The sequence below is a fragment of the Coprobacillus sp. AF33-1AC genome, from assembly GCF_003475785.1.
Classification (GTDB): domain Bacteria; phylum Bacillota_I; class Bacilli_A; order Erysipelotrichales; family Coprobacillaceae; genus Faecalibacillus.
The window spans coordinates 21,964-46,114 of the sequence record NZ_QRQB01000006.1 but is presented as its reverse complement, the minus strand read 5'-3'; the positions used below and the strand labels follow the sequence as shown (position 1 = coordinate 46,114).

The window sequence follows — 24,151 nt, the reverse complement described above, 5'->3', positions numbered from 1 at the left end:
ATAATCTATAATGGTGAGATAATGAAAGTAAAACAATCAAAATTAACAATGATGATGTTAAAAGCAATAGAAAATAATCCACAGGCTTATGCTTTGATAAAAGGAAATAAAATAGAAGGGACAGTCAGTTTCTTTAATATGTTTGATGGGACCTTAATGGCTTATCAAATCAGTGGTTTACCGACAGGTGAAAAAGAGAATCATGCTTTTTTTGGCTTCCATGTCCATGAAGGTAAAACTTGCATTAATGATACTGCTATTCCTTATGAAAAAACATTAGGACACTTTAATCCAACTAAGCAAGATCATCCGTACCATATAGGTGATTTACCACCTATCTTTGCTAGTCATGGTACTGCATGGGCTATGATATTTATTGATAAATTTAGACCATCAGATATAATTGGTCATACTTTAGTTATTCATGAACATGCAGATGATTTTAAAAGTCAGCCTGCAGGAGATTCAGGTATGAAAATAGCTTGTGGTGAAATCAAGAAAATGAACTAAAACATGGAAAATTCCATGTTTTTATTTTAAAGAGTTATATCTTTTCTCTAAGTGGGGATTTTGATATAATAGAAAGGTATATGGAGGAATGAAAAAATGGATGATTTAAAGAAATATGAAGAATTAAAAAAGACAATAGAATATCATAGTGATCGTTATTATAATCAGGATAATCCGGAAATTTCAGATTATGAATACGATATGTTAATGCAAGAATTAAAACAGATTGAGAAGAATCATCCTGATTATGTTACTCCTGATTCACCTACACAACATGTTGGTGGTACAGCAAAAAGGGAAGCGGGTGTATTGATTAGACATCGTGTACCTATGCTATCTTTACAAGATGTTTTTTCTAAAGAAGAAGTAGATGAATTTGTACTTTCAATGCAAGAACAACTTGTAGATCCTACATTTGTAGTAGAATACAAAATTGATGGTCTTTCTATGGCCTTAAGATATGAACAAGGAATACTGACAACAGCTATTACCAGAGGTGATGGCATTATTCAAGGTGAAGATGTAACGGCTAATGCGAGAGTTATTAAAGATGTTGTAAAAAAACTAAAGGAACCGATTGAATATTTAGAAGTCCGTGGTGAAGTTTATATGACAAATCAAGCCTTTGATCAAGTCAATGAAGTACAAGAATTAAATGGGAAAAAACTTTTTGCGAATCCGCGAAACTGTGCTGCAGGAACATTAAGACAATTAGATTCACGGATTACTAAAGAAAGAAATTTATCAATGTTTATTTTTAATATTCAAGATATTCGAGGTAAAGAAATTCTAACTCACAGTCAAGGATATGAGTTTTTAAAACAACAAGGAATGAAAATCATTGATAATTATCGTGTATGTAAAACAAGTGATGAAGTTTGGCAAGCTATTCAAGAAATTGGTGAACAGCGAGATCAACTAGGATATGATATAGATGGGGCTGTTGTGAAGATTGATAATTACGATCAAAGAGCGCAACTAGGAAATACTGCTAAAGTACCACGTTGGGCTATTGCTTTTAAATATCCTCCTGAAGAAAAAGAAACAAAACTACTAGATATAGAATTATCAGTAGGAAGAACGGGAAGGATTACACCAACAGCTATTTTTGAACCTATTCGTTTATGTGGAACAACAGTTTCTAGAGCAACACTTCATAACCAAGACTTTATTAATCAGTTGGATATTCGTATTGGCGATACGATTCTTGTCTATAAATCAGGGGAAATCATTCCTAAAGTAAAACGTGTTGTTAAAGAAAAAAGACCCGAAGGAACAGAACCATTTTTAATTGGTCATGCTTGTCCAGTTTGTGGTGCACCTACAGTTCAAGAAGAAGGAACAGTAGATATTAAGTGTTCTAATCCAAGTTGTCCAAGTAAACTCGTAAGAAATGTTGTTAACTTTGTTGGTCGTGATGCTATGGATATTAAAGGGTTTGGTTTGGCTTATGTGGAAACGCTCATTAATCAAGGATATATTCATGATTTAAGTGATATTTATACATTAAAAGATAAACGACAAGAATTGTTGGATCATAAAGTGATTGGTTTACAAAAGAGTACCGATAATTTATTAAATGCGATTGAAAAAAGTAAAGAAAATGATGCTGTTAAATTACTTACGAGTTTAGGTATTTCTAATATAGGTAAATCAGCTGCCAAGTCTTTAATGAAAAAATATCAAACAATGGATGCTTTGATGAATGCATCATTTGCAAGTTTAATTGAAGTTAATGATATCGGTGAAACAAGTGCTAAAGCGATTATTGATTATTTTAAAGATGAAAATAATCAAAAAATGATACAAAAATTTAAAGATTATGGTTTGAAAATGGAAATTGAACAAAGTGAACAATCAAATAAATTAGATGGTCTTATTTTTGTTGTTACAGGAACATTACCAACTTTATCTAGAAAGGAAGCAACAACGTTGATAGAGGATAATGGTGGTAAAGTAACGGGTTCTGTGTCTAAGAAAACAAATTATTTAGTTGCTGGTGAAAATGCAGGAAGTAAGTTAACGAAAGCACAATCTTTAAATATTACTGTCTTAAATGAAGAACAGCTTAATGAGATGCTAAAATAATAAAGACATGTTATAATGCATTTAAATAGGAGGCTTTTATGAAAAAAATAGTTCTTTTTATACTTTGCTTATTAGTTTTAACAGGATGTACTTCAGCTAAAGATACGGTTGATAAAAATAGCAGTAAAGATACAACATCAACAGATTCATTAGATGATACTTTTTATCCTATTGTTAATTTAGGCGCAAATACAAACCGTGAAACAATATATAGTGATTTTCATGGTACTGATGATTTTCAAACAATTGGTCGTGAATTGCAAGTTCTTTCTACTGAACATTATTCAACGAGTAAATATTATATGTCTGAGGGGTTACAGTTTACAAAGGATGATAAAGATAATTTGTTATTGAGATCAGATGATCCCAAAAAATATCCTTATTCTTTACAACCATCAAAGGGAACAAGTATTGAAAATATAGAAAATCCAATTATGGTTGAAAATATTTATGAACAAGATTATTACACAAAAGGAGCTACTGACTATAAGTTAGAAGGATTATCTGTGGCTATTGTGGTTCATCCTAAAGATAGCTCAGATCATGAATTATCAACACCAATGAGTGATTCAGTTGTTAAAGAATATGCTAGAGGAACGATTGAAAAACTATATAAATATATGCAATCAAAGAAAAAATTAAAAGATTTGCCAGTGTTTATTGCTGTTTATCAAGCAGCCACAAGTAATAATTCTTACAGTGGTAAATATATTTATAGTTCTTATTGTAATGGTTCTGTAGGATCTATTAGTGAGTTAGATTATAATACTTTGGTTTTTACAAGTAGTGATGCTGAAAAAAAAGATGCTGAAACTTCTTCACAATTTGCTATTTTTAAAAATAATTTAAAGAATGCTGCTACTGAAGCAGTGGGAGTTATTGGTTATGGACGTTACCAGGATGGTCATTTAAAATCCATGAAAATACAAATGTCAGTTAATATTAAAACGTACACTGAATTAATCTATTTAGTACAATTGGCTGCTGATGATTTGGATAGTCGTTTTAGTGGCTTTGATATAAGTGTCATTGTCAATGATCAAGATGGTCTTAAAGCAGTGATTATTAAAAAATCAGGTAAGAGTGCAGAAAGTACTTTATTGTATTAATGACAATAATTCAACAAGATTAGCTAAGTAGTCTTGTTATAATGTTATAGTGAAAAGGTATTTCTTAATGTACAAACAGTAAGTTATTTGATAGAATATGAAAGTAAAGAAGGTGAAAAAATGGCCAAACAAAGATTCTCATTTGATGACACTGAGGAATATGATAGAAATGATTTAAATAAAAAATCGGCTGTCAAAAAAGAAGAGTTTGTCTTTGATGATTCATCTCATCAAAAGAAAAAAAGTGTTAAATCAATGAAAAAGAATAATAAAAAGAAAGGTAAAATTAAAAAGTGGCAGATTGTTTTAATTGCACTTATTTCTTTGATTATTGTTTTCCTTATTTATATATTTGTTGCTTCAGGAAATAGTGATGGTCCTGTATATGGAAAACGTTGTGAAAAATTAGTTTCTATTGATAAGAGTCAATTTAGCCAAGTAGAAAGCAATGTTGTTGCTAATGATAAAGTGGAGCAATTAAAGATTGAAAAGCACTGTCGTACAATAAAAATGACTTTTAAATATACTGAGGGAACAACAGCAAATGATGCTATCAGTGTTGCAACGGACGCATTACATCAATTAGATGATGCTCTAGGAAAAGAAAAAAGTTCTGGTGCTTCTTGGTCCCAAGTATTTAATAAAGCAAATGGTAGAATGCAATATGATGTGGATTTTGTTTTAAAGGGTAGTGGTGATGATTTTCCTGTTTTTGGAACAAAACATGCAGGTGTTGACAATATTTCTTTTACAAGCGCAGCTGTAAAAGATCAAGAAACAACGGATAAAGTATACCAACGTCAAGCTGAAGTAGATGCCGCAAATAAGGCACAACAAGGAAACTAAAAACGAGCATAGCTCGTTTTTTTTGGAGGTGGATTATGAAAAAAAATGATTATTTTATTGGTGAATGTGTGGATATGTCACATGATGGAAAAGGTATTGTAAAATATGAAGGATTTACTTATTTTGTAAATGGAATGATTACTGGAGAAGTTGGAAAAATAAAATGTATTAAAATGCTTAAAAATTATGGGGTAGGGCGTCTTATAGAGATAAATGAGCCTTCTATTTATCGTCAAGCTCCTCGTTGTCATATTTATCAAGGGTGCGGAGGTTGTCATTTAATGCATTTGAATCAAACAGGACAACAGTTATTTAAAACTAAAAGAGTTAAGGATTGTATGGAACGAATTGGTCATAGCTATGTTGAAGTACAAGATTGTTTGATGCAAGATGATCCTTGGTATTATCGTAATAAAGTTCAAGTTCCCGTTGGATATAATCAAAAAGGTGAACTTGTTACAGGATTTTATAAACAAAGGACCAATGATATTATCGCAAACGACCATTGTTTGATTCAAAATAATGACTCTAATAAAATTGTAAAAAGAGTCAAAGAACTTATGATACAATACCAAATTGAACCATATGATAAAGTTAAACATACAGGAAATATAAAACATATCTTGACTAAAAAGGGATTTTATAGCCAAGAAGTGATGCTTGTTTTTATTTCTTATCGTCAGACAATTCCTCATATTCAAGAAATAGTTGACCAGCTAACAAAAGAATTTCAACAAATAAAAACCATCATTCAAAATATTAATCCTCGTCATGATAATGTTATTTTAGGTGATCAGGAGATATATTTGTATGGACCTGGTTATATTTATGATACTTTATTAGGTAATAAGTATAAGATTTCTTTAAAGTCATTTTACCAAATTAATCCAATTCAAGTTGAAGTTCTTTATTCAAAAGCCATAGCTGCAGCAACCTTATCTAAGGAGGATGTGGTTTTAGATGCTTATTGTGGGATTGGAACGATTACTTTATCATTGAGCCAACATGTAAAAAAAGTATATGGTGTGGAGATTGTAGAAGCTGCCATTAAAGATGCTAAAAATAATGCTTTAATTAATCATATTGATAATGTCGAATTTATATGTGATGATGCAGGAAAATATATGATTGATTTAGTTAAACAAGATATTCATTTAGATGTTGTTTTTGTTGATCCTCCTAGAAAAGGTTGTTCAAAGGAATTTTTAGATTACTTAATTAAAGCAAATCCTAAACAAATTATTTATATTTCTTGTGATGTAGCAACTCAAGCCAGAGATATTGCTTATCTTCAAGATTTTGGTTTTCAAGTAACTTATTGTCAACCGGTGGATATGTTTCCTCATACATCTCATATTGAAAATATTGTAAGAATTGAAAAAGCATAATTGTATAAAATAGAGTACATCTATAGTACAATAATAAATGGAGGAAAGATATATGTTAAAAAATATTGATAAAAAAACGGTAGTAACTTTAAAAGAAGAAGTAAGTTATCAAAAAGGTCAAGTTATTTCTAAAACTTTAGCACAAAATAATGCTTTAAGTGTGACTTTATTTTCTTTTGATAAAGGAGAAGAAATAAGCAGTCATAAAAGTGGTGGAGATGCTTTTGTTACTTGTTTAGATGGTGTAGGTGAAATTACTATTGATGATCAAAAATATATATTAAATGAAGGAGAATCAATTGTGATGCCTGCCGGTCATCCACATGCTGTTTATGGTAAAGAACAGTTTAAAATGTTATTAGTAGTTGTATTCTAGGAAATGCTTAAAGTATTTCCTTTTTCTTTAGAAAAAATTAAGGGTTAATAGGACTAAAAATAAAGAATTATAGAGAATAATAAATACATGAGGTGAAATGTATGACGATAAAGAGAAAACGCATGTATTTATTCATTTTAGCGATTATAGTTTGTTGTTTACTGGTTTATAAAATAGATTGGCAGCATCTACTTATCATAGTGAGTCATTATCCTGCAGGGTTAAAAGAAATAACAATGATTTTATTACAAGCACTACAAATAGTGATTGCCTTTTTACCAGGGGAGCCATTAGAACTTTTTTCAGGTTATATGTTTGGTTCATGGTGGGGTACAGTTATATGTTTACTTGGATCACTGCTAGGAACAATCATTGTATATGGTTTAGTAAAAAAATATGGGTATCAAATCATCCGATTCTTTTTTAAAGAAGAAAAAATTAATGAGTTTAAGCAAATATTAGAAAAGAAACGAAATAAGTATTTATTATATGGGCTTTACTGTATTCCAGGTTCGCCTAAAGATATCATGACATATATGATGTGCTTGTTTGATCTTTCTTTATTTAAATGGCTTATTTTTACAACCCTAGCAAGAATACCAAGTATTGTGACTTCAACTTTTTTAGCTGGAACAATAAAAAATCAACAATACGACCTTGCAATCATGATATTCCTTGTTACAATAATTTTAGTTATGATTGCTATGATTTATTATCGAAAGGTGAAAACAAAATAATGAAAGATCTTTATTATATCATGATGTTTAATCATCTAGGTAACGCTAAATATTGTAAAAAACTAATAAAAAATAAACATGTCATGGTTAATGGAAAGACATGTTTAGATAGTCATTATCAAGTTCAATTTGATGATGATATTACAGTTGATTATCAAAAAATAAAAGCACAGCCTTTTACATATATCATGTTAAATAAGCCAAAAGGTTATATTTGCGCTCGCTATGATCAAAAATACCCTTGTGTTAATGATCTTATTGATCAAAAAGATTGTTATTGTTTAGGAAGGCTAGATAAAGATACGACAGGTTTATTAATTATGAGCGATGATCCCACTTTATCAAAAAGATTGTTATTACCGCAAAATCATGTTTCAAAAAAATATTTTGTTACGACTCAATATCCTATGAATCATCAATATATTGAAGCCTTTAAAAAAGGTATTATCATTGATCAAAACACACTTTGTTTACCAAGCCAATTAGAAATCATTGATGATTATCATGGTTATGTTACTTTACAAGAAGGAAAATATCATCAAATAAAAAAGATGTTTTTATCTTGTCAAAATGAAGTTGTTGATTTAAAAAGAATATCATTTGGTCAAATTCAACTTGATCAACAATTAAAAATAGGAACGTATCGGTATTTAACAGAAAATGAAATTAAATTATTAATAAAAAATAGAGAATGAACTTCATTCTCTATTATACTTTTTCAGCTGTAAGACAAACAATGATAGCTCCTACAACAGAAAGAACAACACCAACTAATAAAACTTCATGAACACCAATGGCATCTAATAAAATACCACCAATAAAATTAGCGAAAACACCTGATAAAGTCATAGCTGTTGTTACCATTGATTGACCTTTAACACGATCGGCAACTGCTATTTTTTCATTAACATAATAAACTGATGCAGGAATAAATAAAGCATAAGCAAACATTTGGCAAACTTGACCAATATAGATCATGAGCATATTAGTAGCAAAGAAAGTAATCACATGTTTAACTAAAAACATGATAATTGAAAACTTAATCAAAGTGCCACAATTTATTTTTTTACTTAGTTGATTAAAGTAAGCCATTGTAGGTAATTCTAACATAGCTGCTAAAAAGATTGCATTACCCATATCACTACTATTGCCACCAATATTATTAATAATTTGAATAAAGAAATTATTAATAATTGTATGAGCAAAATAAACAAGAACAAATCCTAAAAGAAAAACAATGAACTTCTTATATTTGGCACAAAATTGACCAAATGATAATTGAGTTGTTGTTTCTTCTTTTTCTTGATGATCATCTTCAACAATTTGATAATTTCCTTTAGGTAAAACAAATACCTTAACAACAAGATAAAGTAAAACAGAAAAGATAATATAAAATAAAGGTAATAATTCAGGGGAATAATCAGCAACAATATGTCCTAGTGCCATTGAAGTAACAGCATAAGCAACAGAACCAAGTCCTCTTGCAAGACCGTAATTAATATGAATACCGTATTTTTCAAATGTAAAGGCAAGAGAATTCATAAGGGGCATAATACTTGACATTAATGCAAATATTGTGACAACTAAAATTAAAATCATCATGCCTGTTACAGGAACTATGTATAAAATAGCAGATAAAGCAATAACAATCATCATGATGATACTTAACATTTGTCTAAGTTCTATTTTTTTATGTTTATCAGCAAAGGATGCTAACATTGGTTGAGCAATAACGGCAATGATATTAGATACAGCCAAAACAATACCGATTGTTGAATTGTTGAATTTTTTGTCTAATAAATAGACGGATGCATATCCCATCATGGCACAAAATGCAGCAAAATAAAATATCTGACTACCAGCATATTTTATGTCTAAAACTTTTTCTTTTTTCATAATCGAACCTCCATTAACTATATCATATCATGTTTGTATGCGCTTAACTATATTTAAAAGTACCATTTTACTTTTATTATGTTCTTTTTTTAGATAAAATATAATAATAGTGGAGGTTTATTTATGATTACACAATTAACAAAAGAATATAAAGAAGAATATTTAGAATTAGTTAATGAATTTTATCACAGTGAGGCTGTTTTACACCCTGTGCCTTTTCAATATATGGAAGCAACTTATCAAGAAGCAGTCAACAATTCACCTTATGTAGGATGTTATTTATATTTAGTTGATCAAATGCCAGTGGGATATATGCTTTTAAGTTATTCTTTTTCTGCCGAAGCAGGAGGCAAGGTTGTATGGTTAGAAGAACTATATATTAAAAAACAATATCGAGGACAGGGAATAGGTCATCAATTTTTAAAATATTTAAATGATGAGGTAGTAAAAGATAAGGCACGTGTACGTTTAGAAGTAGAACCAGATAATGAACGTGCTTTAAAATTATATAAGAGCCAAGAATTTGAAATATTACCCTATATTCAAATGATTAAGGACTACCAAGATGAGTAAAAGAATTATTGTTGTGACTGGTGCCAGCAGTGGAATGGGAAAAGAATTTGTTTACCAAATTATCAAAAAAGAATCAGTTGATGAGATATGGTTAATAGCGAGAAGAAAAGAGCGATTAGATCAACTTGCACGTGTAATTTCTATAAAGAGCAAAGTATTAAGTTTAGATTTATCATCTAAAGAAGATTTGAATACTTATAAAGTCATGTTGGAAAAAGAAAATGTAGAAATTGTTATTTTAGCTAATTGTGCAGGTTATGGTAAAATTGATCATTATGAAAATATCAATCACGAAACAACAATGAATATGATGAATTTAAATATGAAAGCAATAGTGACGATGATTGATTATTCATTACCCTATATGGTAAAAGGATCCAAGATAATGAATCTTGCATCGTGTAGTGGTTATTTACCGATTCCTTATTTAAATGTTTATGCTGCCAGCAAAGCTTTTGTTTTAAATTATTCAAGGGCACTTAATCGAGAATTAAAATATCGTGGTATTCATGTTTTAGCGGTATGTCCTTATTGGGTCCACACTGAGTTTTTTAAACGTGCCAAAGACCAGCAAAGTCATGATGTTTTTCGTTTTTATGGAAAAATATATCAAGCTCAACCAGTTATTAATAAAGCTATCAAAGATTTATATCGTCAGCGAGATGTTTCATTGTATGGCATTATTAATAAATTACAAATCTTTCTTGTTAAGATTTTACCTATGAACCTTGTAATGAATGTATGGTTAAAAATACAAAATTTACATGGAGAGAAGAATATTAAATAAGATTTTATACAATTATACAATTATTTCTAAAAAGAAATTGACAAATAAAGATATAACGCTTACCATATTTGAGAAGATATTATTTAAAATAAGGGGTATATAAAATGAAAGAATTTATTAAGTCCAGTATTGATCAAACACCAATTGAAGATAATGTATTTAAGATTGTTTCTTTAGCTAATGAAGATATAGCTAAAATAGGAAAAGAAAATGTGATTAATGGAACAATCGGTGCCTTATATGATGAACAAGGTCAATTGGTTGCTCTTGATTCAGTATTTGATACATATAATCATATTGAAAACAATCAAAAGGCTAAATATGCAGCAAGTTTTAGAGGAAATGATAACTTTAGACAACAAGTATTAAAATGGGTAAGTCAGGGAAGTGAATTAAATTTAGCCTCTTCTGTTATTGCAACACCAGGGGGAAGCGGTGCTGTCAGTTCAACGATTATTAATACTTTAGATGCTCATGAAACATTAATTTTGCCTTCTATTGCTTGGGGTTCATATAAATTAATGGCTGGTATTGAAAATATTAATGTAACAACTTATGAAATGTTTGATGGTGATCATTTCAATTTAAATAACTTTAAAGAAGTATGTCAAAAAGTGATGGATCAACAAGGAAAAGTTGTTGTCGTGATTAATGATCCTTGTCATAATCCTACTGGTTATTCAATGTCTCATGATGAATGGCAAGAAGTGATTGCTATTGCAAATGAGTTATCAAGTAAAGGACCATTTGTTATTTTAAATGATATTGCTTACATAGATTATTCATATCAATTAGAAAAATCACGTACATATATGAATTATTTTAATGATATTAGTGATAATGTTATGGTTGTTGTTGCTTTTTCATGTTCTAAGACTTTAACATCATACGGACTTAGATGTGGTGCGGCAGTTGTTCTTGCTAAGCAAAAAGAAAGTGTTCGCCAAATGGAAATCGTGTTAGAAAAACATGCTCGTGCTAATTGGTCTAATATTCCTAATGCAGCTATGGAAAACTTTGTGCGTGTCACAACACAACATCTAGATTCTTTCTTAAAAGAAAAAAATAAATATGTTCAGTTGCTTAAAGAAAGAAGTTCAATTTTTACTCAAGAAGCTGATGCTTGTGGATTACAATATTATCCATATAAAGAAGGATTCTTTGTTACTTTAAAGATTGAAGATAATCAACTTTTAAGTCAGTTCCATGAAACTTTAATGGATCATCACATTTATACTGTTAAAGTGAATAAAGGAATTCGTGTTGGTATTTGTTCTTTATCTGTTGCTAATTGTAAAGGGTTAGCAAAGAAGATGAAAGATATTCTTGATCAATGCCAAAATTAATAAAATAAAAGGGGACGGTTCCCCTTTTTTATCATAAGTGAAAAGGAGAAAATAAGAATGTATCGAATTATTTCAAAACTCATTATGTATGGACACATGGATGAAGATAGTATTTTAATGCAATTAGCTAAACTCATCGATGATAATACTTTACCTGAAGATCAATTAATTGCGGCTATTTATAGTCAAATTAAACATTTATTAGAACTTGCAACACAGTATGGTTTTAATGGTAACTTATGGCATAATTATTTAACATTTATTTTAATTACAAATGAAAATCCATTTAGTATTACTTGTGAAAAGCAAGGGGCTAAAGATGGAAGTGTTAATCATTTTGCAAAAAATGATTTTAAAGTATTTAAACAACTATTTGATTATGATTTTAGTGAAGTAGAAGAACGCCTAGGAATCGATTGTTTTTCTGTTATTTGTGATTATAAAGCCTTACAAAAACCTGAATTAATGTATAATAAAAATGTTTCTGAAAAAGTTCAAAATTTATCATTAAAATTAGAAAAGGCAAAAGATGAAAATGAATTCTTTGATATTGTTACGACTTTCTATAATGATTATGGTGTAGGTATGTTTGGCTTAAATAAAGCCTTTAGAATTGCTTCTAGCCAAGAAAACAAAGTAACATTAAAACCTATTAATAATATGGATGAGGTTGTTTTAGATGATTTAGTAGGTTATGAAATTCAAAAGAAGAAATTATTAGACAATACAATTGCTTTTGTTGAAGGCAGAAAAGCGAATAATGCTTTATTATATGGTGATAGTGGTACTGGTAAATCTACAAGTATTAAAGCTATTGTAAATGAATTTTATGATCGTGGGCTACGTATGATTGAAATTTATAAACATCAGTTTAAAGATTTATCTAATATTATTGCTCAAATTAAAAATCGTAATTATCGTTTTATTATTTATATGGATGATTTATCTTTTGAAGAATTTGAAATTGAATATAAATTTTTAAAAGCTGTTATTGAAGGTGGGGTAGAAACAAAGCCTGAAAATATCTTAATTTATGCAACAAGTAATCGTCGTCATTTGATTAAAGAAAACTGGTCTGATCGTAATGATGTTGTTCAACAAAATGGTATGCATCAATCTGATACAATGGAAGAAAAATTATCTTTAGTTAATCGTTTTGGTGTTAAAATTAATTATTCTAAACCTAATCGTAAAGAATTCAATACCATTGTTTTAGAATTAGCTCATAAAGCAAATATTAAAATGTCTGATGAACAATTACTTGCTGAAGCAAATAAATGGGAATTATCTCATGGTGGGGTTTCTGGTAGAACAGCTCAACAATTTATTAATTACATTCTAGGAATGGAGGCATAGTGATGGAAGCAATTGAAGCTTTACAACAACGAAGAAGTAATCGTTTATTTTTAGATAAACAAATATCTCAAGATGAATTAAATAAGATTTTACAATGTGGTCTAAATGCTCCTAGTGGAAAGAATAAACAAGATACAAAGTTAGTTGTTATTCAAGATCAAAAAACATTAAAAGAACTATCAAAGTTGAATGCATTCATTATGAAAACAGAGAGTGATCCTTTTTATCATGCACCTACACTCATTATTGTTTTTGCTCCACAAGATTCAGTTAATCGTATTAAAGATGGCTCAGCAGTTCTTACTAATTTACAAAATGGAGCTTATGCATTAAATATAGGTTCATGTTGGATTAACCGTGCTAAAGAAATGTTTGAACTTCCTGAAGGGAAAAAATATTTAGATAAGTGGCATTTGACAGGATATGAAGGTGTTGGTTGTTGTGTTTTAGGGTATAACCAAAAAGAACCTCAACAAATAAAGAGAAAAGAAAATAGAATTATTTTTGATTAGAAGAGGAAACTCTTCTTTTTTTTATCTTTTTTGATATAATACCTAAAAAGGAGTTAGTTATGGATAGAAGTAGATTATATAGAATAAAAAAGTTCTTATTTGTTTTTATTAGTATTTTAATGATTGCAACATTAATCCGTGTTTTCTTTATTAAAGATGCTAAACGTTTATCAACAAGTATTTTTCAACTAGTTCAATACTGTTGCTTTATGATTATATTGATATCACCACGATTAATTAAAAAGAGATTAAATATTTCTGTACCTATTGAAATACATGGGACAATCGCTATTTTTGCTTTTTCAGCATTAGTTTTAGGAGATGCTTTTAATTTTTATCATACTTTCCCTTGGTGGGATTCTTTATTGCATTTCTTTTCAGGAATTATTTTATCTTTTATCGCATTATGGATTATTAAAGTTATCATGAATGAAAAAAGTAAATATATTTATATGAATCGTTACTTTACAGCGTTATTTGTTGTTACTTTTTCATTAGCTTTAGGTGCATTTTGGGAAATTTGTGAGTTTACATGTGATGGTATTTTTCATACCAATAGTCAACAATATATGGAAACAACACGAGGAACGCTTATAGGAAAAAAAGATGTTCCTTTAGTTGGTCATGAAGCATTAAGAGATACAATTAAAGATTTATCTTTAGATTTAGCTGGATCACTTATTGTAGCAATTTATGGTATTGTAAGATATGATCATATTGCAAAAATAGAGAAAGAAATGGGGGAAGATGATGATAGAGTTTAGATATGATACTCAATTATTAATTGAAGGAAAAAATTTAAATGAAGATGAAATTAATGAGTATTTTATTCAGCACTTTAAAGGAGATTGTTTATTAGCGGTTGGTGATGATGAATTAATTAAAATTCATTTTCATACTAATGAACCATGGAAAGTCCTTGAATATTGTTCAACCTTAGGTGAAATTTATGATATTGTGGTTGAAGATATGGACCGCCAATCTCGTGGTTTAAAGGGATAATAAAATGCATTTCTAAACAATTTAGAAATGCATTTTTTATTTGTACTAACAGTAAAAACCACGACAACAACAGCTCATTAAACAATTCAACATCAATACTTGATAACAACAATCCATAGATGTATCAGGTCGACCATAACTTTGACTCGTTGTACGATATTGAGCTGTATTTCCTTGTAATTGTTGTAATAACATTATATATTGAAAGTTCATCGGTTCCATATTGACTGCTGTCCTAGCATACTCACGGGCACGGATATTATTACCAACACCATTTTCAGCTAAGGCACTATAATAAAACCACATTGCATTACGGGTACGAATTTGTCCTAATACTTGTAAGGCTTCGGGGAAACGACGAGCATTAATAAAACCGGCAGCTTCATTAAATGCTTCTTGATCATTTCCAGTATATTGATAACTATAGCTAGTATAGCCACCTTGGTATTGATTACCTTTTTTGCGACTATCCATGATTGTCTTATAAGCATTTTGTACTTCCTTGAATTTTTCAGTATAAGCAGCTTGATTAGGATTGTTAATATTGGCGTCAGGATGATATTTTTTTGATAAACGGCGATAGGCCTTTTTTACTTCATCATCACTGGCGTCAGGAGTGATACCTAATACATCATAAGGATTCATTTTTCTTCTCCATTCTTTTACTTTTGATGAGTGCATATTTTGTCCAAACACCACTGTAGATAATATTTTTAAGAATCTCGCTATTTTCGATAATAGGAAGTTTTTCAAAATAGAAACTACATTCACTCATCATCATCTCTAAAATATTGACATATTTTTCTTCAAAATCAGTGTTTTGATATTTATTTTTTAAAGGATTATAATGATTCTTTTTAATATCTTCTTCAATATCATCATAGGCATCAAGCAAATAAATAAATTTACCTAAATAAAATCCTAATTGATACAAATCATCCTTAAACGAATCATTATCATAAATCATGATATGCCCCATAATTATACCAAAATGACGAGATATTTCATCAAGATCTTGACAATTATTTTGTTCAAGATGATGAATTTGCTCAAGTTCTTTTTTTATAAGAGTACATTTTTCAGGATATTTCTTTTTGATTTTTTTCATATTTGCCTTTAGTAGTTGATGATAAATATTTTGATGAATACTATGATCATCTATCATATCATCCTCACACTTATAGTATGTTAAAATCATATTCATATCACTGGCATAATGACCATATTTGTTTTTTAAAACAATATGTTTTTTTGTAGGGTGAAGTGGACAACGATAACTTTCTATTTGACTTTGAGGTTCGTATAAAGAAGATAATAGCAAATAAACAAAAGTTAAATCATTACTTAAAGAAAGCTGTGCTTTTCTACCATAATCTTTTTTTAATATTTGGCATAAGCCACAATAATATTGTTGGTAGATTTGGTCTTCTTTGATTTTAAGTTCTGGACGATTTGTTGTAACATATCCAAACATGATTAAGTTCTCTTTTCAAAACGTTCATGACATTGAGGACAAGTAACAATAATTTTTCCTTTTCCTTTTGGTAGTCTTACCATTTGTTTACAATGAGGACAACGAAAATATTTATGTTGACGGTCATGTAAACGTTTATTTTGTAAATTGAAAAATTGAGTAATGGGTTTAATCAATTGAGTATACTTTGTGTTTTCATTGTATCGTTTATAGATTTGTTTGGAAAACATACGGTAAATGACAATAAACCATAAGATATAGCCTAATATTAAGATAGCAGGTTGATTAATAAACATATTTAAAATAAATAACACAATAACAAATACAAGTAAATGGTTATTTAATTTATCAATTCCATAACGACCTTGCATAAAACGAATTAATTTTTCTTTCATATTCATACTCCTTATTTTTCTAGCATTATAAAAAGAAACTGTTAACCTAAAATGAACTATTTTATTATGACATGATTATTTTGATTAATCAAAATAAATTCATATTACTAATGCTTAAAATAAAAAGGATTTCCTGCATTATTTGACATTCTTTATTTCTTCTTTTTATTAAAATAATTTAGGAGGAGAATGTCATGAAAAGAAGATTATTTATAATGGGAATGATGTTGTTATTGCTTTTTACACTACCTGTTTTTAAAATAAAAGCTAAAACAACGAGTCAATCAAATATCAATTATAAAATTAATGTAACCTATATAGATCAAGAAAGTCAAAAACAATTAGCTCATTCTATTATAAAACAAAATGCCAATACTCATTATAATTTGAACAGGTCATTTAAAGGCTATCAACAAGTTAAGATAAAAGGAGATGAAATAAAAGGACTTTTAAATCAAAATAAATACATTGAAGTATATTATACTCCCTATCGAAGTTGTTTAACGGTCAAACTTAAAAAAGAAAATAATCAAGCTTTAAAAGGTACGGTTATGGTTTTATATAAAAAAGAAAATGGTAAAGAACAAATCATAGAAATGTCTCATCAAGAATCACAGTATAGCTTTACTTCATTGAAAGATGGTAAGTATTTGCTATACCAAAATAAAGTTCCAAAAGGTTATATCAAACTTAACAAACCAATTGAAATCAGGATTAAGAAAGGAAAAATTTATCATCAAAATAAATCAATTCATCAACTCATTATAAAAAATAAACAGATAAAAAAGTCGCAAAAGAATCCTCATCAACAATTCTATTTGTATATTATTGTTTTACTTATACTGATAAGAGTGATGTTTATTTTAAAGACCTATTATAAAAACAAACAGGGTAAGTAGTCGTAGTCAATGATTTGTGTTAAAATCATCGTGAGGTGGAAGTATGCTAGTAAGTATTGAACATGCATTTAAAAAATATGGTGAAAAGATGATTGTCGATGATGCTCATTTTTATTTAGATCAAAAAGATAAAGTTGCTTTAATTGGTGTAAATGGTACAGGTAAATCTACATTGTTGAAGATGATTGCAGGTCAAGAAGCATTTCAAGGGCAAGTAATGTATCAAAAAGATATTAAAATCAACTATTTATCACAAAATCCAGTATATCAAAATGGTGATACGATTTTAGAAACAGTAAAGAAACAAATTGATACCAAAGATTTAAACTTATATGAAATTAAAACGATGTTACATCGTTTTGGAATGGAAGATGAAAATAGACTGGTTGATCATTTATCGGGAGGACAATTAAAAAGAGTGGCTTTAGCGATTGCTCTAATGAAGCCATGTGACTTACTTATTCTTGATGAACCAACCAATCACTTGGATAATTCGATGATTGAATATTTAGAAAAATATTTAATAAAATGGAAAAAAGGATTATTGATGGTGACGCATGATCGTTATTTTTTAGAGAGAGTATGTCATCGTATTGTTGAATTAAGCCAAGGACATCTATATAACTATGAAGCAAATTATTCTCAATATTTAGAATTAAAACAAATAAGAATAGAAAATGATTTGAATGCTCAAAGAAAAAGAAAGAATTTTTTAAAGAAAGAATTAGAATGGGTACGAGCAGGAGTACAAGCACGTACTACTAAAAGTAAGGATCGTTTACAACGATTTGAACAGTTAAGTCAAATAGCAGATGTTGCTGTAGAACAAAAAGTACAACTCATGGATGTATCAAGAAGATTAGGAAAGAAAACGATTATTTTACATGATATATCACATTCTTTTGGTGAACGCTTATTATTCCAACCCTTTTCTTATACTTTTAAAAGATATGATCGGATAGGTATACTAGGAGATAATGGAACAGGAAAATCAACTTTACTTAACATTATTACGCAACAAATAAAACCGACATCAGGAAGTGTTGAAATAGGAGAAACTGTGCATTTTGGATATTTTAAACAAGGCTACGAAGATTTACCATTAAATAAAAAAGTCATTGATTATATTCAAGAAGTTGCGAGTTATCAACAATTTGGTAAGGAAACATTGTCTGCTAAAAATATGTGTGAACGTTTCTTGTTTGATGCAAAGATGCAACATACCTTGATTTCACGTTTATCAGGTGGTGAAAGAAGAAGACTTTATTTACTAAGGGTTTTAATGACAATGCCTAATGTTTTGGTACTTGATGAACCAACTAATGATTTAGATATTGATACTTTGACAATTTTAGAAGATTATTTAGATTCTTTTGCAGGAATGATTATCGTTGTAAGTCATGATCGTTATTTTTTAGATCGTATATGTGATGGTTTATTTATTTTGCAAAATCAAACTTTAAGATATCAAAATGGGGGATATAGTAGTTTAATCTATAGTCAAACCCAAAAGGAAAAGAAGGAATCTAATGGAGCTCATGATTATCGTAAAGCAAAACAAAGTCGTTACCGTATGCCTTATTTAGAGAAGAAAGAACTAGAAACAATTGAAGGAACAATTCAAGATTTAGAAAATCAAGTTTCATCATTAGAGGAACAACTTAATAGTTTAGAAGATTATCAAGAGATAGCTAAGATATGTGATCAAAGAGATCGCTTAAACGAAGAACTTGAACAAAAAAATGAACGTTTTTTAGAACTATTAGAGCTAAAAGAAAAAGAAGAACAAAGCTAATGAATGCGCTTTAAATATCATTGACTTTTATGTATATACAAGCTATGATATGAAAAGTGAAGGAGAATAGAGTATGAAAAGATTATTAAACTGTACAAGTAGTGAAATGTTAAAAATGGATGGTCAACAATTAAAGCAAGCCATTCTTGCAAGTGAAGGTAGAACTGTTATGACTGAAACAGTTGTGGCTATTGAACCTTTATTAGGTGATTTAACAAATGCTGAATTAGCTGTATCATTTGGTAGTGATATGGTTTTATTAAACTGTTTTGATTGTCAAAATCCTAAAATCGCTGGAATTGAAGATTGTGAAAACCCTGTTAAAGAATTACAAAGATTAGTGGGAAGACCAGTAGGATGTAATTTAGAACCAGTAGATTTAGATGCTGATATGATGGAAGAACGTCATACTATTGCCTCAGGAAGACAAGCAACTAAGGAAACATATATTAAAGCTCAAGAATTAGGGTTTAATTTTATTTGTTTAACTGGGAATCCTGGTGTAGGTGTCTCAAATCATTCAATCTGTGAAGCTATTAAGGAAGCTAAAAAGTATTTTAAAGGATTAATTATTGCCGGTAAAATGCATGCTGCTGGTATTGATGAACCAATCGTAGATATGGATAGTATTAAAGAATTTATTGAAGCTGGAGCAGATGTTATCTTAATGCCAGCAGTGAATACTGTTCCTGGTTTATCTGAACAAGAAGTAACAGAAGCATGCCGTTATATTAAAGCTCATGGTGCATTATCTTTAAGTGCTATTGGAACAAGCCAAGAAGGTGCTGATGAAGCTACAATTAGAGAAATTGCGTTATTAAATAAACGTTGTGGTGTTGATATTCAACATATTGGTGATGCTGGATTCTGTGGAATTGCTTTACCAGAAAATATCATGGCTTTATCTATTGCTATTAGAGGAAAACGTCATACATATCATAAAATTGCTTCATCTATTAATAGATAATTCAAAGTCGACTTGGGTCGACTTTTTTTAATTTTGGTTTAAAATAAAGATGAGGAGAAAATCATATGAAACATGTATTTATATTAAAATCAGGAACCGATCAACAATTTTTAAATCAGATTATTGCTTGTATGCAAGGATATCAATACGAATTTCGTTTTACTCAAAATTTGGATGAAGCAAGAGAAATCGCTTTAGAATACCAAAAACAAAAGTGTCGGCTTTATGCTGTAGGGGGTGATGGCTTTGTTCATAAAGTAGCAAATGGTATGGCTTATAGTCAAAATGAACTCGTAGTCATTCCACAAGGAACAGGTAATGATTTTGCTAGATCACTTTATCAAAGTAGAGATCCAATTCAGATTTTAAAGAAAAGTCTAACATTAAAAGCGCAACCTTTTCATTTAATTAAGTGTAATGATGTTTATTGTATTAATATATGTTGTTGTGGGCTCGACGCACAAATAGCGAATCAAGTTCATTTAAAAAAATATCCCATCATACCGCGATCATGGCAGTATATGATGCAAATATTAAAACAAATCATCACATTACCAAGTTATTCTTTAAATATCACTTATGATGATTTACAAATATATCGTGGGAATGTAACAATTGGTGCGTTTTGTAACAGTCAGTATTTTGGTGGTGGTTTCTACATTGGCTATCATACAGGCTGTAATCAAGATTTAATTGATATAGAAGTCGTTGATGCTATCTCTAAAAAGGAATTACCATTTTATGCATATCATTTATTAAGAAGAACTTTACATAAGACAAAGAAATATCATCACTATCAGTACTCTCATATTGCTTTAGATATTCAACAAAACGTTAATATTGATGGTGAAATATTTGGTAGGGGACATTATGATTTAAAGATGTGTCCTCATGCACTTTATGTTGTCAGTGAAAAACATATCAATCAACATTGATTTGTATTATAATAGGATTGATTAAAAAGGAGTTATAATAATGGAAATAAAACTAAAAACGGACTCAAGAAAAGTCAAACCAGGAGATACATTTATTGCGATTCGTAATGTTGAACGTGACGGTCATGATTATATAGAGAGTGCTATTAAAAATGGAGCAAGTAAAATTATTTGTGAAGAAGGAAATTATGACGTTGAAACAGTGATTGTTCCTGATACAAGAGCTTATTTAAAAGATTATTTGTATCAAAATTATTATCCTGAATTTAAAGATATGAATTTAATCGGGGTAACCGGTACAAATGGGAAAACAACTATTTGTTATATGATTTATCAAATGTTAGAAATGTTAAATCATCCAGCTAGTTACATGGGAACAATTGGGTTTTATTATCATCATCATTATCTTAATATGGTGAATACGACGCCTGATGTTGATGTTTTATATGATTATTTTTTAAAGGCTAAAGAAGCAGGATGTAAGACAATGGTCATGGAAGTGAGCAGTCATGCTTTAGCTAAAGACCGTATACATGGTTTGGAATTTGATGAAGTCGCTTTTACTAATTTAACACAAGATCATTTAGATTATCATAAAACGATGGAAAATTATGCAAAAGCAAAACAACTATTATTTAAAAAAACTAGAAATAATAAAATAGCCATTATTAATGGTGATGATCCACATGCACATTATTTTATGTTGGATCATAATTGTAATGAAATCATTAGTGATCATCAAGGTGATTTGGTTATTGATGAAATTAAATTTACTCATTTAGGAACTTATTTTTCTTTTGATTATCAAGGAAATCATTATCAAACCAAAATTCAAATGGTAGGTAGATATAATGTTTACAATTACTTAACGGCGTTGTTGCTAATTCATCATTTGGGTTATCGTATTGAAGATATTTTAGCGTTGAATGATCGTTTAAAAGCACCTAGTGGACGTATGGAACTCATTGAATATCATCAAAATGGTATTTTTGTAGATTTTGCACATACACCAGATGCTGTTAAAAATGTCTTAGAAAGTGCAAAAGAATTTAAAAAAGGAAGAATTATGACTGTGATGGGATGCGGTGGTGATCGTGATCCTTTAAAACGTCCGATTATGGGAGAAATAGCAAGTGAAGGCAGTGATTTTGTGGTGATTACAAGTGATAATCCACGTAGTGAAGATCCTAATAAAATCATTGATGATATTGTTAAGGGATTAAAACATGAAAATTATATGATTGAACCAGATCGTAAAAAGGCAATTGTAAAGGCAATGGATATGTTAGAAAAAGATGACATTTTACTCGTACTTGGCAAAGGACATGAAAATTACCAAATTACCAGTACCGGTAAACATCATTACAGTGATCAAGAAGAAATCCAAAAATATATTGATCAACATGAAGGAAATGCATGAGAATTATTCAATTATCTATAGATGATATCCATTATCATTACTGTCCTTATCGACAAGGTACTTATGATTCAGTCAAAAGAATAGGTTTGTCTTTTCCTATCAAAGTTATTTACAAAGATAATCAATATTACTGTCAAGATGGACATAAACGATTATCCATTATTCATGATTTAATTGAAAATGAGGAAGGATATCTTCATTTAAAAAACGTTCCTGTTATAGCTTTAAATGATGGAAGTACACGCTCTAATGATTGTTGGCGAGGCAAAAATACACATTAAGGAGGATTAAAATGGGTTTATTTCAGTTAGAAAATAGAATTGATTATTATTTTCAAGAAATTTCAAATATTCCAAGAGGTTCAGATAATGAAAGAGGTATTCGAGATTATATTGAACGTTTTGTGGTAAGTCATGGTTTATCTGGTGCTTTTGATGAAGAAAATAATAATTTCATTGTATATAAAGAGGCAAGTAAAGGTTACGAAAATCATGAACCAGTAATGTTGCAAGGACATTTAGATATGGTTTGTGAAAAAAACAATGACAGTCAGCATGACTTTTTAAAAGATCCTATTGAACTTATCGAAGAAGATGGATTTTTGCATGCGAATAAAACAACTTTAGGAGCTGATGATGGGGTAGCTATTTGTTATATGTTAGCTATTTTAGAAGATCAAACACTCAAGCATCCACCATTAGAATGTGTCTTTACTGCTCAAGAAGAAGTTGGCTTAAAAGGAGCAATGGCGCTTAATAAAAGTCATATTCATGCTAAAAGAATGATTGGACTTGATAGTGGGGATGAAAAAGTGGTGACAATCAGTTGTTCTGGTGGTAGAAGAATGATGGTTGAAAAAGAATTACATTATATAAAAAATAATCTTCCTTGTTATCAAATTACAATTGGTGGATTAAAAGGTGGTCACTCAGGAGATTTGATTCATTTAGAAAGAGGTAATGCTAATAAATTAATGAGTCGTCTTTATTATCAGTTCTTGTTAAATGATATTGACTTTGCATTAGGAAGCTTACAAGGTGGATTAAAGGATAATGCGATTCCTCGAGAATGTGTAAGTGTTTTTGCAAGTCATAGTGATGAACAAAAAATAAAGGATATAGTAGAAAAAGTTGAACAAGAAATAAAGGCTGAACTTCAAGAAAGTGATGCAGGGTTATCTATTCAATTTAATCAAACTACGGCACTTGATCAAACTCTTTCACTTCAAGAAAGTCAAGATATTATTAAAATGATGTATTTATTACCAAATGGTTTTCAACATAAATCATTAGATATGGATTTAACAAATGTTTCTTTAAATATGGGTGTTGTTAATATGGAACAAGATTTATATATTTTATATTCAATTCGTTCACCATTTGAATCAGCAAAAGATGAATTATCTCATCAAATTGCCCTTTTAGCAGAATTATTTAAAGGAAAAACATATATCGAAAATAATTATCCAGGATGGAATTATGATCCACATTCAACACTTAGAAAACAATATATTGATTTTGTTAGAGAGAGTGAAGGTATTGAGTTGATAGAAGAAGGAACACATGGCGGTTTAGAAACAGGAATTTTTAAAGGGGCTATTCCTGATTTGGATATTGTTACAATGGGTCCTAATATGTATGATATTCATACGCCTGATGAAAGATTAGATCTTGCATCTTATCATCATTGTTATCAACGGTTGATTCATTTTTTAGAAAGACTATAAAAAAACAAAAGAGA

26 protein-coding genes are annotated in these 24,151 nt (G+C 29.5%); 22 read left to right on the top strand and 4 right to left on the bottom strand.

The features are described 5' to 3' along the window. Window positions 1–21: 21 nt before the first annotated feature. The 8 genes from DWZ53_RS03725 (at window position 22) to DWZ53_RS03690 (ending at window position 7,749) form a co-directional block, all read left to right on the top strand. Entirely contained in the window at window positions 22–510 is a 489-nt protein-coding gene (locus DWZ53_RS03725; protein WP_118432126.1) for a superoxide dismutase family protein, read from the top strand. 96 nt (window positions 511–606) lie between these two features. Beyond that, complete coding sequence (gene ligA / locus DWZ53_RS03720; RefSeq protein WP_118432124.1) at window positions 607–2,598, top strand: NAD-dependent DNA ligase LigA; 1,992 nt, start codon at window positions 607–609, stop codon at window positions 2,596–2,598. Between the two features lie 38 nt (window positions 2,599–2,636). Continuing rightward, window positions 2,637–3,707 carry a CamS family sex pheromone protein gene (locus DWZ53_RS03715; RefSeq protein WP_118432122.1) on the top strand — a complete coding sequence of 357 codons (1,071 nt, stop codon included), beginning with the start codon at window positions 2,637–2,639 and terminating at the stop codon, window positions 3,705–3,707. A 120-nt stretch (window positions 3,708–3,827) separates the two neighbouring features. Next, window positions 3,828–4,553: a hypothetical protein gene (locus DWZ53_RS03710; protein WP_118432120.1), complete on the top strand. Its 726-nt coding sequence runs from the start codon at window positions 3,828–3,830 to the stop codon at window positions 4,551–4,553. A 35-nt stretch (window positions 4,554–4,588) separates the two neighbouring features. Then, complete coding sequence (gene rlmD, locus DWZ53_RS03705; RefSeq protein ID WP_118432118.1) at window positions 4,589–5,941, top strand: 23S rRNA (uracil(1939)-C(5))-methyltransferase RlmD; 1,353 nt, start codon at window positions 4,589–4,591, stop codon at window positions 5,939–5,941. A 52-nt stretch (window positions 5,942–5,993) separates the two neighbouring features. Then, window positions 5,994–6,317, top strand: coding sequence for a cupin domain-containing protein (locus DWZ53_RS03700; RefSeq protein WP_233541829.1), 324 nt, complete (start codon window positions 5,994–5,996; stop codon window positions 6,315–6,317). A 101-nt stretch (window positions 6,318–6,418) separates the two neighbouring features. After that, entirely contained in the window at window positions 6,419–7,054 is a 636-nt protein-coding gene (locus DWZ53_RS03695) for a TVP38/TMEM64 family protein (RefSeq protein ID WP_118432114.1), read from the top strand. Next, window positions 7,054–7,749, top strand: a complete 696-nt coding sequence (locus DWZ53_RS03690; RefSeq protein WP_233541828.1) for a 16S rRNA pseudouridine(516) synthase — start codon at window positions 7,054–7,056, stop codon at window positions 7,747–7,749. The genes DWZ53_RS03695 and DWZ53_RS03690 overlap by 1 nt, the downstream gene beginning before the upstream one ends. A 13-nt stretch (window positions 7,750–7,762) precedes the next feature. Here DWZ53_RS03690 and DWZ53_RS03685 read toward each other — a convergent pair whose 3' ends face one another. Beyond that, window positions 7,763–8,950, bottom strand: coding sequence for an MFS transporter (locus tag DWZ53_RS03685; protein ID WP_118432112.1), 1,188 nt, complete (start codon window positions 8,948–8,950; stop codon window positions 7,763–7,765). Between the two features lie 123 nt (window positions 8,951–9,073). Here DWZ53_RS03685 and DWZ53_RS03680 point away from each other — a divergent pair, with 123 nt between their 5' ends. The 7 genes from DWZ53_RS03680 to DWZ53_RS03650 all read left to right on the top strand — a co-directional run bounded on the left by DWZ53_RS03680 (window position 9,074) and on the right by DWZ53_RS03650 (window position 14,526). After that, entirely contained in the window at window positions 9,074–9,523 is a 450-nt protein-coding gene (locus DWZ53_RS03680; protein WP_118432110.1) for an N-acetyltransferase, read from the top strand. Continuing rightward, window positions 9,516–10,310: an SDR family oxidoreductase gene (locus tag DWZ53_RS03675; protein WP_118432108.1), complete on the top strand. Its 795-nt coding sequence runs from the start codon at window positions 9,516–9,518 to the stop codon at window positions 10,308–10,310. The genes DWZ53_RS03680 and DWZ53_RS03675 overlap by 8 nt, the downstream gene beginning before the upstream one ends. Window positions 10,311–10,414: 104 nt before the next feature. Continuing rightward, entirely contained in the window at window positions 10,415–11,656 is a 1,242-nt protein-coding gene (locus DWZ53_RS03670) for a pyridoxal phosphate-dependent aminotransferase (RefSeq protein WP_118432106.1), read from the top strand. 57 nt (window positions 11,657–11,713) lie between these two features. Next, a complete protein-coding gene (locus DWZ53_RS03665) occupies window positions 11,714–13,012 on the top strand; it encodes an ATP-binding protein (protein ID WP_118432105.1) in 1,299 nt (432 codons plus the stop codon). A gap of 2 nt (window positions 13,013–13,014) precedes the next feature. Next, window positions 13,015–13,524: a nitroreductase family protein gene (locus tag DWZ53_RS03660; RefSeq protein ID WP_118432103.1), complete on the top strand. Its 510-nt coding sequence runs from the start codon at window positions 13,015–13,017 to the stop codon at window positions 13,522–13,524. 59 nt (window positions 13,525–13,583) lie between these two features. Further along, entirely contained in the window at window positions 13,584–14,288 is a 705-nt protein-coding gene (locus DWZ53_RS03655; RefSeq protein ID WP_118432101.1) for a hypothetical protein, read from the top strand. Beyond that, window positions 14,275–14,526, top strand: a complete 252-nt coding sequence (locus tag DWZ53_RS03650) for a kinase to dihydroxyacetone kinase (RefSeq protein WP_118432099.1) — start codon at window positions 14,275–14,277, stop codon at window positions 14,524–14,526. The genes DWZ53_RS03655 and DWZ53_RS03650 overlap by 14 nt, the downstream gene beginning before the upstream one ends. A gap of 45 nt (window positions 14,527–14,571) precedes the next feature. On the opposite strand, the gene DWZ53_RS03645 is transcribed toward DWZ53_RS03650, so the two are convergent. The 3 genes from DWZ53_RS03645 to DWZ53_RS03635 are packed head-to-tail and all read right to left on the bottom strand — an operon-like array spanning window position 14,572 to window position 16,395. Next, a complete protein-coding gene (locus DWZ53_RS03645; RefSeq protein ID WP_118432097.1) occupies window positions 14,572–15,171 on the bottom strand; it encodes a J domain-containing protein in 600 nt (199 codons plus the stop codon). After that, window positions 15,158–16,000 carry a DUF5685 family protein gene (locus DWZ53_RS03640; protein WP_118432095.1) on the bottom strand — a complete coding sequence of 281 codons (843 nt, stop codon included), beginning with the start codon at window positions 15,998–16,000 and terminating at the stop codon, window positions 15,158–15,160. Before DWZ53_RS03640 ends, DWZ53_RS03645 begins: the two co-directional genes overlap by 14 nt. 2 nt (window positions 16,001–16,002) lie before the next feature. Then, window positions 16,003–16,395, bottom strand: coding sequence for a hypothetical protein (locus DWZ53_RS03635; RefSeq protein ID WP_118432093.1), 393 nt, complete (start codon window positions 16,393–16,395; stop codon window positions 16,003–16,005). Between the two features lie 194 nt (window positions 16,396–16,589). Here DWZ53_RS03635 and DWZ53_RS03630 point away from each other — a divergent pair, with 194 nt between their 5' ends. From DWZ53_RS03630 to pepD, 7 genes are all read left to right on the top strand, one after another. After that, on the top strand, window positions 16,590–17,294 hold the full coding sequence (locus DWZ53_RS03630) for a prealbumin-like fold domain-containing protein (RefSeq protein WP_118432091.1): 705 nt from the start codon (window positions 16,590–16,592) through the stop codon (window positions 17,292–17,294). Between the two features lie 43 nt (window positions 17,295–17,337). Then, window positions 17,338–19,089 (top strand): ABC-F family ATP-binding cassette domain-containing protein, encoded by a 1,752-nt coding sequence (locus DWZ53_RS03625; protein WP_118432090.1) that lies wholly within the window; start codon window positions 17,338–17,340, stop codon window positions 19,087–19,089. Between the two features lie 73 nt (window positions 19,090–19,162). Then, window positions 19,163–20,056 (top strand): haloacid dehalogenase-like hydrolase, encoded by an 894-nt coding sequence (locus tag DWZ53_RS03620; protein WP_118432088.1) that lies wholly within the window; start codon window positions 19,163–19,165, stop codon window positions 20,054–20,056. A 65-nt stretch (window positions 20,057–20,121) separates the two neighbouring features. Next, window positions 20,122–20,991 carry a diacylglycerol kinase family protein gene (locus DWZ53_RS03615; protein ID WP_118432086.1) on the top strand — a complete coding sequence of 290 codons (870 nt, stop codon included), beginning with the start codon at window positions 20,122–20,124 and terminating at the stop codon, window positions 20,989–20,991. Window positions 20,992–21,031: 40 nt separating this feature from the next. After that, entirely contained in the window at window positions 21,032–22,411 is a 1,380-nt protein-coding gene (locus DWZ53_RS03610; RefSeq protein ID WP_118432084.1) for a UDP-N-acetylmuramoyl-L-alanyl-D-glutamate--2,6-diaminopimelate ligase, read from the top strand. Beyond that, on the top strand, window positions 22,408–22,692 hold the full coding sequence (locus DWZ53_RS03605) for a hypothetical protein (RefSeq protein WP_118432082.1): 285 nt from the start codon (window positions 22,408–22,410) through the stop codon (window positions 22,690–22,692). The genes DWZ53_RS03610 and DWZ53_RS03605 overlap by 4 nt, the downstream gene beginning before the upstream one ends. Window positions 22,693–22,703: 11 nt before the next feature. Further along, complete coding sequence (gene pepD / locus DWZ53_RS03600; protein WP_118432080.1) at window positions 22,704–24,137, top strand: beta-Ala-His dipeptidase; 1,434 nt, start codon at window positions 22,704–22,706, stop codon at window positions 24,135–24,137. Window positions 24,138–24,151 lie beyond the last annotated feature (14 nt).